Source organism: Labilibaculum euxinicum, assembly GCF_963678175.1.
Taxonomy (GTDB): domain Bacteria; phylum Bacteroidota; class Bacteroidia; order Bacteroidales; family Marinifilaceae; genus Labilibaculum; species Labilibaculum euxinus.
The window spans coordinates 1,600,266-1,615,512 of sequence record NZ_OY782756.1 but is presented as its reverse complement, the minus strand read 5'-3'; the positions used below and the strand labels follow the sequence as shown (position 1 = coordinate 1,615,512).

Sequence of the window (15,247 nt, the reverse complement as noted above, 5' to 3'; positions counted from 1 at the left end):
TTATAGTCCCAAACTAAATTCGTCACCTGAAACAGACGAGTTTTAATCCTCTCAAATAATATTAGCATATTAAAAAAACCTCCGCCAGCAAATCATCTTGCCCCCGGAGGTTTTACTTTGACTATGATAGATAAAGAAGTTTACTCTTTTACTTTTTTGCTCATAATTAAATAATACAACAAGAAACCAATTGATATCGAAACAAAAAAGATTCCGTAAGGCATTGCGCTATCATATTGCTTAAACATTGGATTTGAAGCCGCCAACAATTCCATAACAATGAATCCAAGTCCGCCAAAAAATGCAACCAGGCCCCATTTTAAAGCTGGATACAAATCATATTTTACTTGTTTTTTTACTTCTATTTCAGCATCTTGCTCCAAAATACCTGCTCTCTCGAAGTGTCCTGTTTTAATAATTTTACGCTTTAAAAAGTGTGCCGATAAAATTTTCACAAAGGTGATGATACTAAAGAACACCACTGCCGCCATTAACAATTCTCCTAAATTCATATTTAAAATTTTTAAGTTTCTGAATGTGTTTGCTCTATTAGACCATGGTGCTTAAAAGAATGTTGCAAAAAGTTTTTGTTTTTTACACCTCATTCCCCAGGACTTGTCCGAAAAATAAATCTTCACTCAAAAACTACCTATTGAGTGTATTTATTATTTATAAATGCTAACGGGAACCCGAAGCAAAACCCACATCATTACCAACCTCAACGCAGAAGAAAATAAAAGACCTAATTTAAATTACAGAAATAAGAAAGATTAAAGGTGTGACTTTTACTATTAATTTATTTTTATCTTGCTAATCAAGATTTTATTAACCTTTCAACAGCCAAAAATGAAAGTATTATTTATAGGAGGTTCAGGAAACATAAGTACTTCATCCACCCAATTAGCCATTGAAAAAGGAATTGAAATTTATCACCTGAACAGAGGGAATACAATCCGGAAAATATCAGGCGCTAGAGTTCTGGTAGGTGATATTAATAAAATTAATGAGGTAACCGACCTGAAAAAACACAACTGGGATACTGTTGTAAACTGGATTGCCTTTACACCAGATGATATTGAACGTGATATTGCCTTTTTTAAAGGAAAAACCAAACAATACATTTTTATAAGTTCTGCTTCGTGCTATCAAACACCTCTAAGTTACCCTGTAATTACTGAATCGACTCCTTTAAGTAATAATTTATGGGATTACGCTAATAACAAAATTAAATGTGAAGAGCGATTAATGAAAGCTTATCAGGAAGAAAATTTCCCTGTTACAATTGTGCGCCCTTCATTAACATATGATACTGTGATTCCTATTGCCATTGGGGGATTTAAAGAATATACAACTGCTGACCGAATTTTAAAAGGAAAAAGTATTATTATTCACGGCGACGGAACTTCATTATGGACTGTAACCCATTCTGATGATTTTGCAAAAGGATTGGTTGGCTTATTAGGTTTAACTCAAGCCATAGGACATGCTTTTCATATTACTTCCGACGAAATTTTAAGTTGGAACATGATTTATAAAATTTTAGCTGACAGTTTGGGCTGTGAAGCAAAGGTGGTGCATATTGCTTCTGATTTTATTTGTAAAACAGAACCTTCTTTTACAGGAACGCTGCTCGCCGATAAAAGTGAAAGTGTCATTTTTGATAATACAAAGATCAAAACTTTTGTGCCGGAATTTAAGGCTTCAATCCCTTTTTCCACCGGAATAAAAAGAACCTTAAAATGGCTGAATCAAAATCCGGATATGAAATTTATTAATCCTGAAACCAATGCCAAGATTGATAATATTTTAAATGCCTATAAGGCCTTATAATCCTTTTCCTAAAGGAGAAGGATAGGATGAGGAAATCAACTGTCCCGAATTTGCAATCTGGGATTTAGGATTTAAAATTCGTCAAAAAGACCTCATCCCCCGGCCTCTTCTCCTAAAGGTGAAGGGGAGTCTCACTCCAAATAAAGATTGGATCAACAAAATCTTCTTATTCTCACCAATAAAATTAAAGATGTGTTCTCTTCTCCTTCAGGAGAAGGATAGGATGAGGCATTTCAACAGATCAGGACCGGAATTGTTTTATATTTATAACTAATTGCTTTCGTGTGTGGGGTGCGTTAGGGGTAGAAGCGCATACCCCGCAGTGAGGTACGAACGAGGAGTAATAGCGGATGACCCGACCCGAAGGGGAACGCCCAAAAGAAAATGAAATTTAATTGCGATATCATGCAACAAATAAATGAGAGTGCTTGTCTACTCCATCAAAGATGAACGAAACCGAGCTGATACAACAAATATGTAATGGCAATCCTCAAGCTTTCCGATACTTGGTGAAGCAGTACGAGCGATTGGTGTTTCATGTAGCTGGAAGATTGTTGAATCAGCAGGAAGATTTGGAGGATGTAGCGCAGGAAGTTTTTATAAAAGTGCATCAAAAACTGCCTGAATTTAGAGGTGATTCGAAACTTTCGACCTGGATTGCAACCATCGCTTACCGGGTATCGGTGAATCATTTAAAAAAGCGAAAGCCCGATGTAGATATTGGAGAATCGCAATACGAATCGCTTCAACACAGCAGAGTTTCAGATGAAAATCCGGAGCAATTGACGCAGAAAAAAGAGTTAAAGGAGATGGTTCGGCAAATGGTTGACAGACTGCCGGCTCAATACAAAACGGTTTTGAGTTTGTATCATTTGGAGGAATATGGATACAATGAGATTGTTGAAATTACAGAGTTGCCGGAAGGTACGGTGAAGAACTATATTTTTAGAGCCCGGAAAATGCTGAAAGAAATGTTGGTGAAAAGCGAATTGAAAAGAGATTCAAGATATGAGAGGAAAGAACTTTGATATTTTAATACAGATATGAATATGAATTTCGAAAATGCTGAAGAAAACTGGAATTTAGATGAATTAAAACTGATTGATGAACTGCTTACCGAAAGTCTTGAGCAGGATTTTTCGGTTTCGATTCCTGATGATTTTGCCGATTTAGTGACCGAAAAGGTGGAAAAACAAAAATCGGTTAAAGAGGCATTGCTGCGTATGTTAATGATGACTTTAGGATATCTTGGCATTCCCGGAATCGCTTTTGGCCTGCTTTACTATTTAAAATCGGCGAAAGTGGATGTCATTCTCGAACTGGTTTTCACGTACAAATATCCTCTTCTGTTTGGTGTGCTTTGTATTCTTTCGATTCAGTTAGCCGATGTACTGCTGCTGAGCCGCACAAAGGATCAATTGGAAGAATAAAACCATCCCACAATCCCTTTTTCTAAATGTGAAGGGGAGCAACATTCCAAATAAATACTGGATCAACAAAATCTTGTTTATACTCACAATTAAAATCGAAGATGCGTTCTCTTCTACTTCAAGAGAAGGATAGGATGAGCTAATAGATGAAATTTGAAAATCCAAGTTTGCAATCTAAGCTTTGAGTGTTGAGAATTTCAAACTTAAAATAGTTCAAAATAAAATGGGGCAATCTGCTATTGGATTGCCCCATTTTTAATTTATTTATTTTTCTCTGAAGTTTCTGTTTTGTTTTCTTCCACTTCTTCTTTAAAGGGTGCATCTGTTCCTATAAGCTGCCCCCCTTTGTAATCATCAGGATTTAAATAAATACCTGTTCTAATTACAGTTGACAGATAATTATAACTCAACACCACCATTTCATTGTTCTTCAAATCCAGCACTGTTTGCATTAAATAATTCTGAGTTCCCGATTGCGAAATAAAAACAGCATGCTTGGGCACATTTGCATTAGGTGGCGGCGTAACAGTAGTTTGAGTTATTGCACAACTACCGGCAAAAATTGCTAAAAGAACAATAAAAAAAAGCTGTCTCATTTGTTTTCGATTTAGTTAAAAAATTAAAAATGCAAAATACTGATGCAAATATCCACGGTTTCCCTTAGGTCGATGGGTACTCCATTACCTTTCTTTCGCATTTTAAATTTATGTAAAACATAAGGAAAAACCTAATCAATTAAAAATCCGATTCTTTCGAACCGGATTTAATTGTACCAATTTAATATCAACAGCCTGCTTAAAATATCAGCTTGTCAGGCTATGACTATATACAAGCCGTTCTTGTCAGGCTATGACTTGATTCTATAAGCACTATTTTATAAGATCAATTTTGATCTTAATTTGGTATTGCCTATCTCTTTTTATTTCTTAACCAGATTCTTTCTCCAGGCTCGGGCTTGTAATTCTTATCTACTCCATTAAATCTTCGGATTCTCTTCAACCGAACTCCGTATTCCTGCGCAATACTATACAAGCTTTCCCCTTCTTTCACCCTGTGGAAATTGTAACCTCTGGCTGCTCTTCCGCGCTTGTTGTGCAAATACAAACGTTGATTGAGCTGCAGAATATAATTTCTGGGAAGATCATTATACTTCAGAAGTTTCTTTCGGCTTACCCCTAAATTTTTCTCAATACTATAGAATGTATCGCCTTTTTTGGTGATTATATAATGTACTCCATTCGCAATTTCCAAGCGTGCTCCAAACGGATCAATTTCCAAATAGGAATCAATATCTGCCAGATCGGTTCCTGTAGGTTTTTCAATAATCAGATCTTCCCCTTTCCCTTTTTGATCAAGCTGATGCAAATTCTCCTCATCAATAATTTTTATCAATCGATGAGCATATTGAGGATCGGTAGCGTATCCTGCTTTTTTTAAGCCATGAGCCCAACGTTTGTAATCATTGGAACCATATTTAAACAGAAATGCATAACGCGAGCGGGTGGTTAAAAACTGAGAATGATCTTTATAAGAATCATAGGCATGATCATACTTTCTAAAACACTCATTTCTGCGGTCATCGTCCATTTTCATACTCGGACCGGTCCAGTCGTGACACTTAATTCCGAAATGATTATTGCCTTTTTTTGCCAGTATTGAGTTGCCGTTTCCGGATTCAAGTAAACCCTGAGCCAAAGTAATACTAGCCGGAATTCCTGTTCGCAGCATTTCGCGAACAGCTAAATCCTTATATTTTTCGATGTATTGTTTTCGGGTTAAGTCTTTTGCAAATACAGATGTACCAAGAACAAAACTCAGTACGATATATAGGAAAACTCTCTTCATTCGCTTTAGGTTTTTTGAATCGTGTGTGAAAAATGGGAAATCAATCTATTTATGTATATATTAGTCGCGATTTCCAAAACAACCATAAAAATATAACAATCCTGTTATCCTCCGTTACTTTAAACAATTAATTTAATTAACAATCTGTTTCTGATGTATGGAAACGCCTATTCTTGCTTGTTTATTATAATTATTAAAAAAATGTTTAAATTTCAGAAAGTATTGATTTAATTGCCGTTTGATAATGGATACAAGCTTCCATTTCTTTAAGCGGGAATACCAACAATTCGTAAAAACAATCTGAGCAAACAGAATAACAAATGAAGAAAACCCAAATAATTACAACTGTATTCGAATACGATTCGGTAGATGAATTACCTCTGAAAGAACAAGAATTGGTTAAAAATGCCAAAGAAGCAGCTCTCCGCTCCTATTCACCCTATTCAAAATTTAGTGTCGGTGCTGCCATTCTCCTCGAAAACGATGAAATTATCCAAGGTAACAATCAGGAGAATTCAGCTTATCCTTCCGGCCTGTGTGCCGAGCGTGTTGCCATGTTCTATGCCAATTCAAAATTTCCCGATTCAGCCGTTAAAGCAATTGCAGTTACTGCACGCACCAATGGCTCATTTTCAGGAAATCCGATTCCTCCATGTGGCTCTTGCCGACAGGTATTATTGGAAACAGAAGAAAGATTCAATCAGCCTATCAAATTGATTTTGTATGGTGAGAAAAAGATCAGAATTGTTGAAACCATAAAAGAAATGCTTCCCTTGTATTTTGAAAAAGAAATGCTGGATGAATAATAAAAAATGGCTAAATCATCTGCACTTGCTGACGATTTAGCCATTTATTTTTTTTTCAACTGGTCTTTTGCTTATAGCTGATTCGCCAGATCTTTCCAAAGATTATCATTCTTGGGAACAGGAGCAACAATTCGAATCGGCTCTTGTTTTACAGGATGAATAAATGATATTTCCCTGGCGTGCAAACCAATTCCACCACCGGTTTTAGACCGTGGAGCTCCGTACTTTAAATCACCTCGGATTGGAATACCAATTTTAGCCAGCTGCGCACGAATCTGATGATGACGACCGGTGTGCAATTTAACTTCGAGCATAAAATATTTCTGAGAACGAGTCAGTAACTTATATTCTAAAGTTGCTTCCTTAGCTCCGTGTTTCAATTTATCGAAAACATTGGTTTTGTTCTTCTCCTCGTTTTTCAACAAGTAATGAGTTAATGTTTCTTCCTCGAGTCTTGGACAGTTTTGAACAATTGCCCAATATATTTTACTGATCTCCTTATCCTTTTGCTGAAACATCAGACTTAAACGGGTTAAAGCCTTGCTGGTTTTGGCAAACACAATAACACCACTAACGGGTCTGTCGATACGATGCGGAACACCTAAAAAAACATCTCCGGGCTTGTTGTACTTCTCCTTTATATAGGCTTTTACCTTTTCGCTTAAAGGTTCGTCGCCCGATTTATCACCCTGCACAATATCACCACACTTTTTATTTACAGCAATTATATGATTGTCTTCGAATAATATATCCAATTGTTCTTTCGCCATTGGTACTCCTTATTTATTTAATTTTCAAATGAAAGCGCGCAAAGATAAGAAAAAAGACTTGATACTTATCATCGGATCTGATACTTGATGCCTTGTACTTTATTCCCGTTCCTTCTGCTTTTAGTACTGCTCTCTCTCATTCGGGAAATCCCTTGATTTTACATCACCAATATAAGTCTCTACAGCTCCTTGTATTTCAGCAAATAAGTTGTGATATCTTCGTAAGAAACGTGGAGAAAACTCCTGAGTAATTCCCAACATATCATGAATCACCAAAACCTGACCATCAACACCGCCACCGGCACCAATTCCAATTATTGGAATTGCAACACTCTGAGCGACCTTAGCAGCTAAGGCGGCGGGAATTTTTTCTAAAACAATGGCAAAACATCCTGCATCCTCCAACAGTTTAGCATCTTCAACCAATTTTTCGGCTTCTTCGTCCTCTTTGGCGCGAACCGCATAGGTTCCAAATTTATGAATAGACTGCGGGGTTAAGCCCAAATGCCCCATTACCGGAATTCCTGCAGAAAGAATCCGGTTCACCGATTCCAAAACTTCGCGGCCACCTTCCAGCTTCACGGCATCGGCACTGGCCTCTTTCATAATTCGGATGGATGAGTTCAAAGCTTCCTTTGAATTTCCCTGATAAGTTCCAAACGGAAGATCGACAACAACCAATGCTCTTTGCACAGCTTTTACAACCGATGCACCATGATAAATCATCTGATCCAAGGTAATTGGCAAAGTAGTTTCGTGTCCGGCCATTACATTTGAAGCCGAATCGCCAACCAGAATTACATCTACACCTGCTCTGTCAACAATTAGTGCCATGGAATAATCATACGAAGTAAGCATGGAGATCTTCTCGCCCTTTAACTTCATTTCAGAAAGTACATGTGTAGTTACTCTCTTTGCGGATTCTTTATGGATTGACATTTTTAAATTTTTTGATATTAGTTTGGTTAATCAAATCTAACCAACAATAATGAATATTGAATTGCAAAGTTATAAAATAAGGCAAAAGCAACAAGATAAAAGAAGAAAGGCAAAAGCGTAAAAATTATTTCCGGACAGCCCTCAATTCGTCATTAATAATTCTTAATGCATAATCAGACTGTTCTGTCTTTTTGGCAGAAAACATGTCAGACGAATGAGTAAAATTTCGGCCGCCGATGCCAGAATAACATTTCTTTTGGCAAAATAACTAATGGCACAGGCTTTGATAAATTGATATCGGATGAAACAAACATCCCAAACAAGTAATAGAATTAAAACATTAAATAAATACTAAAAATGGGTAAAATAATTGGAATTGACTTAGGAACAACCAACTCTTGTGTTTCTGTAATGGAGGGTAACGAGCCTGTTGTTATTCCTAATAGCGAAGGTAAAAGAACAACACCATCTATTGTTGCTTTTATAGAAAACGGTGAAAGAAAAGTTGGAGATCCTGCAAAACGTCAGGCTATTACAAATCCAACAAAAACAATTTCTTCTATCAAGAGATTCATGGGAGAAAGTTACGATAAAGTGACTAAAGAAATTAGTCGCGTTCCTTATAAAGTAATCAAAGGTGATAACAACACTCCACGTGTTGAAATTGATGACCGTAAATATTCTGCACAGGAAATTTCAGCAATGGTTCTTCAAAAAATGAAGAAAACTGCTGAAGACTATTTAGGACAAGAAGTAACCGAAGCAGTAATTACTGTTCCTGCTTATTTCAACGATTCACAACGTCAGGCTACTAAAGAAGCTGGTGAAATTGCCGGTCTTACAGTAAAACGTATTATCAATGAGCCTACTGCAGCTGCATTGGCATATGGTCTTGATAAGAAAGCTCAGGATATGAAAATCGCTGTATTTGACCTTGGTGGTGGTACTTTCGATATCTCTATTCTTGAATTAGGTGACGGTGTATTCGAAGTAAAATCAACTAACGGTGATACTCACCTTGGTGGTGATGATTTCGATCAGGTGATTATTGACTGGTTGGCTGAAAGTTTCCTTGCTGATGAAAGAATTGACTTACGTAAAGATCCAATGGCTCTTCAGCGTTTGAAAGAAGCTGCTGAAAAAGCTAAGGTTGAGCTTTCAAGTTCTACAAGTACTGAAATCAATTTGCCATATATTATGCCGGTTGACGGTATTCCAAAACACCTTGTTAAATCATTATCACGTTCACAATTCGAGCAATTGTCAGATAAATTGATTCAAGCTGTTCTTGCACCATGTAAATTGGCACTTAAAGATGCTGGTATTTCAACATCCGACATTAACGAAGTAATTTTAGTGGGTGGATCTACCCGTATTCCTGCTATTCAGAAACTGGTTGAGGATTACTTTGGAAAAGTTCCTTCAAAAGGTGTTAATCCTGATGAGGTGGTTGCAGTTGGTGCAGCAATTCAAGGTGGTGTTCTTTCCGGTGATGTAACAGATGTACTTCTTTTAGATGTTACTCCCCTTTCATTGGGAATCGAAACAATGGGAAGTGTAATGACAAGATTAATTGAGTCGAATACAACAATTCCTACAAAGAAAACTGAAACTTTTACTACTGCTGCTGACAACCAGCCTTCTGTAGAAATTCATATTCTTCAGGGTGAGCGTCCGATGGCTAACGGCAACAAAACAATTGGCCGTTTCCATTTAGACAGCATTCCACCAGCACCTCGTGGAATTCCTCAAATCGAAGTTACTTTTGATATTGACGCGAATGGTATTCTTCATGTTTCTGCAAAAGACAAAGGAACTGGAAAAGAGCAAAGTATTCGTATCGAAGCTTCATCGGGATTATCTGATGCTGAAATCGAAAGAATGAGACAGGAAGCTAAAGAAAACGAAGCTGCAGATACTGCTGCAAAAGAAAAAGTTGATGCTCTGAATAAAGCTGACAGTATGATTTTCCAGACTGAAAAGCAATTGAAAGAAATCGGCGATAAACTTCCTGCTGACAAAAAGCAACCTATCGAAGATGCTTTGGCTAAATTGAAAACTGCTCACGCAGCTCAGGATGTTGATGCATGTAATGCTGCTGTTGAAGAATTGAACACTGTTTTCCAGGCCGCTTCTCAGGAGATGTACAACGCTCAGGCACAAGATGCTCAGGCTGGTCAGCCACAAGGCGAACCACAAGCTGAAGGTGCAGCCAAAAATGACGAAGTTACTGATGTAGACTTCGAAGAAGTGAAATAATTCAACTTCAGATAAAAGCAAATGGCGGTCAAATTAATTTGACCGCCATTTTTTATTTGTACAGATTGTAACTGATTCTTACTTTCACCTGCAGGCCGGTTACTCATTCTTATTTTCCACTCTCCTTTATCCTGTTTCTGTTCTCATTTTTCAATAAAAACCCCTATTTTCGCAAACTACAATTATCAGAATTATGAAGAACAAATTTACGGTTGGGAGTTTATATGCGGGTGTTGGCGGAATTTGTCTGGGATTTAAAAACTCAGGTTTTGCTGTTTCCTGGGCCAATGAATATGACAAAAACGCCTGTGTTACCTATCGTGAAAATTTCACTCACAAACTGATTGAAGGCGATATCATGGAAATTGATATCAGCAGCCTGAATAAAGTAGATGTGCTTGCCGGAGGTTTTCCTTGTCAGCCTTTTTCGGTGGCAGGCTACAGAAAAGGATTCGGCGATAACCGGGGAAATCATTTTTTTAGAATGCTCGATTTTGTAGACGAAATGAGACCCAAAGTTTTGTTCTTCGAAAATGTGAAAAATCTGGTTGGGCACGATAAGGGGAATACCTTTAAAGTAATTCAGAACGAAATCGAAAAGAGAAACTATTCTTTTCACTCCAAAGTACTGAACACAAAAGATTACGGCAACATTCCACACAACAGGGAACGGATTTTCATCATCGGATTCGATAAAAATGTGTACCCCGAAAACTATAAATACTTCGATTTTCCGGCCAAAGAAACATTAACCCGAAAGGTAAAAAGTGTATTCCTGAAAGGTAAAGTAGATGAGAAATTTTATTACCGCGAAGACAAGTACATGTTTGAAATGCTGCAGAACGATATCACAAGAGAAGATACCGTATATCAGTTCCGAAGACAATATGTAAGAGAGAACAAATCGGATGTCTGCCCCACTTTAACGGCCAATATGGGCACTGGCGGACACAATGTACCCTTAATAAAAACAGAGTTCGGAATCAGAAAATTAACGCCCAAAGAGTGTTTTAAGTTTCAGGGCTTTCCCGAAACTTACATTTTGCCCGAAATTGCCAACTCACACCTCTACAAACAAGCTGGCAACTCGGTGAGTGTCCCCGTTATCGAGAAAATTGCCGAAAACATATTGAAAGCAATTAAGGGAATAGACTGCAAAATGAGCCCTAACTAGAGCTTTTTCAATTCACCGGACAGGAAATCAAATTCTTTTAAATCACCGCACTGGATGTAGTAATTGGCTGCATCCATTTTTATTTTGCCGTTCAACAAAGAATTTTGAGGCAACAAATAACCTTCACCAATAATGTACCTGATGGTTTGCTGAGTGCAAACACCCGCAAAATCGAAAGTCCATTTCTCACCCAATATTATCTCTTTCAACTGCTCAGAATCGAATTCGTTCGTGTAAAAAAACAGATGACGTTTCAACAGTTTTTTAATATCCGGCTTACTCCTCACCAGTAAAAAGAAATCGTAGTGTTGGTTGGTGCCGTTCTCCAAATTAGGAATGTACTCCCCTTTCCTATTCCAGTCTTTTGCTTCGAGCAGTAACAAATTGGAAAAAAATGCCGCCGATTTAATATTGATTCTTTTGCCCCGGCATTCTAAATCTGCATCGTCCCAAATGCCTTTGCCGTAAATACCGGTGTCAGGTTTATTAATGTCTGTAAAACCTCTTTTCAACAGCTCCCTGTAGGTAACAAATTCGGCCAATTTCCCCTGAAAAGTATTCGCAAACAATTCGCCCTTATTCCTTTCCTGCTTTCCTCCTGAGCGATGCTTTCGATGATGACCTTCCCCAAAAACCATGCGCCACGCAAAATCACAGCAATCGACAATTGTAGTGCGATCAATTGCAACTGCTTTAAATTCTCTTTTAGCAGTAATAAAATATTCACAGGAATTCTTAAGCTCTAATTTCATTGTTTTAGATTGATGATAAAGACAAATTGTAATCGCAGTGGTAAAAGTAACTGATGCACTACCCGCAATAAACAGGCTAAATCAAATTTGTATTTAAGCAAAAAGCCCGTTTTGAATGATAAAACGGGCTTTGTATTTTATTTAGAGTTTAACGAATCGTGAAGTGTTACTTTGTTACCAAATCCTGACTGGTATGCAACCAAAAACTCTTCACTTTCATTTTTAAGTAGTTCGATTCGTACTCCACGCATTTCATAGGATCTGATTTTCTATACAAATCCTGTCCTATCTCCATAATATCCTGCATGGTTGCCCACAAATGATTCAAACAGCGAAATACTTCTTCTTTAAGCAAACCTCTGGAGTTAAGCAAACGATTGAGTTCTATTCTATTTAATTTGAGCACCTGAAAAAGTGTCAAAATTTTCTCTATAATCGTTTGGGTTACCTCGGCATTTTCGCGGGGAATATTCGCTTCCAACTGCACTATAAATTTTGGAATCACTGTGAGAATGGCTTTCAAATCCTTCTTTTCAATGATTTCTACAATTTGATCAAATTCTTTTATCCGGGATACCGGGAAGTTATCCTGAACCTCAAGTATCATGTTGTTCAGAGATTCTATCCGTTTATAAATTCCAGAACGAAGGTTTTGAATCTGTACTCCCTCGGGACCACAATTCACATATTCTTTTGCCCGCTGAATTTGTTCACTTACACGGGCTTTAAAAGTCTCATCGAATATAGGATACATTCTGTTGAAATCTGCCATATCCCGGGTGTAACTATCCAGCAAGAATTTTGCCGCCACCGGCATTTCATCAAAACTAAAAGGAAAATCTATTGTTTCCATACCACCATTTTTGTTAGTTATGCATACATTTTACACTCTCTTTCTTTGCTGTTATTCTATCTCACCACTTACAGAATCTTTTATAAAACAGCATCGAAAATTAAAGAAATAATCTTTCTGTAATTCATAACATAATTACACAATATTCGATCATTTCCGACTCATAAAATACAAAAAATCAGCACGATCGTAAAAATATTAAAAATGATGTACAACATGTTTTTAGAGTCGCTCAGTAAAAGGTCTTGATTTTAACGGGAAAAGCCATCTGTTTTTTTTAGCATCAATCAATCTTTTATTAGTTTTGTATAGACCCAATAAAAATAAGATGACAAAAAAAATACTATTATTCGCCTTTATCCTTTTGCCACTGCTAAACTTTGCTCAGCAAATTAACAAAACCGATGAGCTGGGGAACAAACAAGGTGTATGGGAAAAATCACACACCAATGGCAGACTTAAATACTCCGGTACTTTTAAAGATAATTACCCGATTGGTGAAATGAAACGTTATCACGACAACGGCAATTTAAAAGCTGAATTATTTTTCACCAGTGAAGGACAAAAAGCGAAAGCCATTCTTTACAATGAATCTGCAGGGCTAATTGCAAAAGGAAATTTCATACAATCGAAAAAAGATAGCATTTGGGTGTATTTCGATAAGAATAAAAACATCCGCGCCAGCGAAACATTTACCGGGGGAATAAAAAATGGTGAAAGTGTGTACTACTTTAAAAACGGCAAACCTGCCGAGACTCTTAGCTTCCTAAATGGCAAACGACATGGGATCTGGAAACGTTATTTTGAAAATGGAAAAACATATTTGGAGGCAAATTACAGCTCCGGAAATTTAGATGGCATCACTCAATCGTACTTCCCAAATGGAGTGATTGAATTTAGCGGCACTTACAAAAATAACAGACGCGACGGGAAATGGGATTTTTATTCTGAAAAAGGGGAGCTTCTTTTCAATATAGAATACAAAAACGGCATCGCCGCCAATCAGGATGAACTGGATAGTATCCAACAGAAAAAATTAGAGGATATGGAAAAACAAAAGGATCATTTGGTTGATCCGGAAAAGTTTGTTGATGATCCGGATTCTTATCTTCGCCTGCAAATGAGATAAACACCTGCATATTTACCATTCTCCGAAACACAACTTCATTAATTACAAGTAGATGAGCCAAAAAGGAATCAGTCTTTTTCAGCTGAATCAGCAAATAAAAAATATCCTTTCCGAAACATTTACTTCGGGTGTTTGGATTGTGGCTGAAATTAGTGAACTGCGTTACAATCAAAACGGACATTGTTATCTGGAACTGGTTGAAAAAGATGAAAACAGCGATCAGATTATTGCGAAAGCAAAAGCTACCATTTGGTCCTACACCTTTCGAATGCTGAAACCTTACTTCGAAACAACAACAGGTCAGCCTTTTTCATCAGGAATAAAAGTATTGGTAAATGTAAGTGTTGAGTTTCAGGAAATTTATGGTTTCTCCTTAAATATCAAAGACATTGACCCTACCTACACTTTGGGTGACATGGCCCGGCGGAGAAAAGAAATTATTGCGCGGCTGGATGAAGAAGGTGTGTTGGAAATGAATAAGGAACTGGTTTTTCCTGAGATTCCAAAATGCATTGCCATCATCTCCTCGCCTACGGCTGCAGGCTACGACGACTTCACAAATCAGCTTGACAGCAACTCATTCGGCTACAAATTCCACTACAAATTGTTTCCGGCTGTTATGCAGGGAAATAATGCCGAAGAATCGATAATTGCTGCTCTCGATAAAATAAATGAGTACGAAGATGTATTTGATACTGCCGTGATTATTCGTGGTGGCGGCTCGCAGGCAGATTTGAATTGTTTTGACAGCTATTGGCTGGCTTTTAACATTGCTCAATTTCCAATGCCGGTAATTTCGGGTATCGGACACGAAAGAGATGAAACGATTGTTGATTTGGTGGCTCATACCAAAGTAAAAACACCAACTGCAGCAGCCGAATTCTTAATTGATTGTTTTGACGAATGCAGAGAATATCAGAATGGTTTACGCGAGCAGTTTTTAGAAGAGGTGAATGAAGTTCTTTTATCCTCATCGGAAAAACTGGTGCACTTAACCAACAAATTCTCGCCCATGGTGAGTCAGATACTGGAACGGAAATCGAATCAGCTGAGTGCAGCCAAACAGAGACTAAAAACTGCCGGTACTCATTTGCTGGGTGATCAATTTCATTATCAGCAAAGACTGAATTCACAATTTCAGTATTCTACAGAACGAAGAATTGAAAATCAAAAAACACTTATCAGTCAGTTGCAGATAAAACTTAAAACCAAGATTAAAAGACAGATTGAGCAGCAGAAACACCATCTGTCATTATTCGGGCAATCGGTAAAATATCTTAATCCTGATCATATTCTGAAAAAAGGATATACCTTGAGTTTGAAAGAAGGAAAAATAATAAAGGATATTGATCAGCTATCGCCCCACGACATTATTGAAACCCGGTTTGCCAACGGAAGCGTTGAAAGTCAGGTTCAAAAAATCAATCGGAAAAAGAAAACTAAAACGACTTAATTAAATA

The 15,247-nt window shown here is 37.4% G+C and carries 15 protein-coding genes; 8 read left to right on the top strand and 7 right to left on the bottom strand.

Annotated features, from left to right (window positions below; genetic code table 11):
- Window positions 1-140: 140 nt before the first annotated feature.
- Entirely contained in the window at window positions 141-512 is a 372-nt protein-coding gene (locus ACY0M5_RS06820) for a hypothetical protein (protein ID WP_124992279.1), read from the bottom strand.
- A gap of 334 nt (window positions 513-846) precedes the next feature.
- On the opposite strand from ACY0M5_RS06820, the gene ACY0M5_RS06815 reads away from it, so the two are divergent.
- The 3 genes from ACY0M5_RS06815 (at window position 847) to ACY0M5_RS06805 (ending at window position 3,260) form a co-directional block, all read left to right on the top strand.
- Window positions 847-1,830: an NAD-dependent epimerase/dehydratase family protein gene (locus ACY0M5_RS06815; protein ID WP_461631240.1), complete on the top strand. Its 984-nt coding sequence runs from the start codon at window positions 847-849 to the stop codon at window positions 1,828-1,830.
- Between the two features lie 446 nt (window positions 1,831-2,276).
- A complete protein-coding gene (locus ACY0M5_RS06810) occupies window positions 2,277-2,858 on the top strand; it encodes an RNA polymerase sigma factor (RefSeq protein ID WP_461631239.1) in 582 nt (193 codons plus the stop codon).
- Window positions 2,859-2,879: 21 nt separating this feature from the next.
- Window positions 2,880-3,260 (top strand): hypothetical protein, encoded by a 381-nt coding sequence (locus ACY0M5_RS06805; RefSeq protein WP_461631238.1) that lies wholly within the window; start codon window positions 2,880-2,882, stop codon window positions 3,258-3,260.
- A gap of 260 nt (window positions 3,261-3,520) precedes the next feature.
- On the opposite strand, the gene ACY0M5_RS06800 is transcribed toward ACY0M5_RS06805, so the two are convergent.
- Complete coding sequence (locus tag ACY0M5_RS06800; protein WP_461631237.1) at window positions 3,521-3,856, bottom strand: hypothetical protein; 336 nt, start codon at window positions 3,854-3,856, stop codon at window positions 3,521-3,523.
- A gap of 313 nt (window positions 3,857-4,169) precedes the next feature.
- Window positions 4,170-5,105 carry a glucosaminidase domain-containing protein gene (locus ACY0M5_RS06795; RefSeq protein ID WP_461631236.1) on the bottom strand — a complete coding sequence of 312 codons (936 nt, stop codon included), beginning with the start codon at window positions 5,103-5,105 and terminating at the stop codon, window positions 4,170-4,172.
- Window positions 5,106-5,425: 320 nt separating this feature from the next.
- Between ACY0M5_RS06795 and cdd the strand changes: the two genes are divergently transcribed.
- On the top strand, window positions 5,426-5,911 hold the full coding sequence (cdd, locus tag ACY0M5_RS06790) for a cytidine deaminase (protein WP_461631235.1): 486 nt from the start codon (window positions 5,426-5,428) through the stop codon (window positions 5,909-5,911).
- 71 nt (window positions 5,912-5,982) lie between these two features.
- Here the strand turns inward: cdd and ACY0M5_RS06785 are convergent, their stop codons facing one another.
- Window positions 5,983-6,681 (bottom strand): RluA family pseudouridine synthase, encoded by a 699-nt coding sequence (locus tag ACY0M5_RS06785; protein WP_191991597.1) that lies wholly within the window; start codon window positions 6,679-6,681, stop codon window positions 5,983-5,985.
- 120 nt (window positions 6,682-6,801) lie between these two features.
- Window positions 6,802-7,620 (bottom strand): 3-methyl-2-oxobutanoate hydroxymethyltransferase, encoded by an 819-nt coding sequence (gene panB / locus ACY0M5_RS06780; RefSeq protein ID WP_461631234.1) that lies wholly within the window; start codon window positions 7,618-7,620, stop codon window positions 6,802-6,804.
- Window positions 7,621-7,977: 357 nt separating this feature from the next.
- On the opposite strand from panB, the gene dnaK reads away from it, so the two are divergent.
- Window positions 7,978-9,879, top strand: coding sequence for a molecular chaperone DnaK (gene dnaK / locus ACY0M5_RS06775; protein ID WP_124992287.1), 1,902 nt, complete (start codon window positions 7,978-7,980; stop codon window positions 9,877-9,879).
- A gap of 193 nt (window positions 9,880-10,072) precedes the next feature.
- Window positions 10,073-11,053: a DNA (cytosine-5-)-methyltransferase gene (gene dcm / locus ACY0M5_RS06770; RefSeq protein WP_461631233.1), complete on the top strand. Its 981-nt coding sequence runs from the start codon at window positions 10,073-10,075 to the stop codon at window positions 11,051-11,053.
- Here the strand turns inward: dcm and ACY0M5_RS06765 are convergent.
- Together ACY0M5_RS06765 and ACY0M5_RS06760 are read right to left on the bottom strand one after the other, a co-directional pair.
- On the bottom strand, window positions 11,050-11,805 hold the full coding sequence (locus ACY0M5_RS06765; protein ID WP_461631232.1) for a hypothetical protein: 756 nt from the start codon (window positions 11,803-11,805) through the stop codon (window positions 11,050-11,052). The genes dcm and ACY0M5_RS06765 overlap by 4 nt on opposite strands.
- A 166-nt stretch (window positions 11,806-11,971) precedes the next feature.
- Complete coding sequence (locus ACY0M5_RS06760) at window positions 11,972-12,658, bottom strand: hypothetical protein (protein WP_461631231.1); 687 nt, start codon at window positions 12,656-12,658, stop codon at window positions 11,972-11,974.
- A 328-nt stretch (window positions 12,659-12,986) separates the two neighbouring features.
- Here ACY0M5_RS06760 and ACY0M5_RS06755 point away from each other — a divergent pair, with 328 nt between their 5' ends.
- Together ACY0M5_RS06755 and xseA are read left to right on the top strand one after the other, a co-directional pair.
- Entirely contained in the window at window positions 12,987-13,787 is an 801-nt protein-coding gene (locus ACY0M5_RS06755; RefSeq protein WP_461631230.1) for a toxin-antitoxin system YwqK family antitoxin, read from the top strand.
- Between the two features lie 52 nt (window positions 13,788-13,839).
- Complete coding sequence (gene xseA, locus ACY0M5_RS06750) at window positions 13,840-15,240, top strand: exodeoxyribonuclease VII large subunit (protein ID WP_461631229.1); 1,401 nt, start codon at window positions 13,840-13,842, stop codon at window positions 15,238-15,240.
- The last annotated feature ends 7 nt before the right edge of the window (window positions 15,241-15,247 follow it).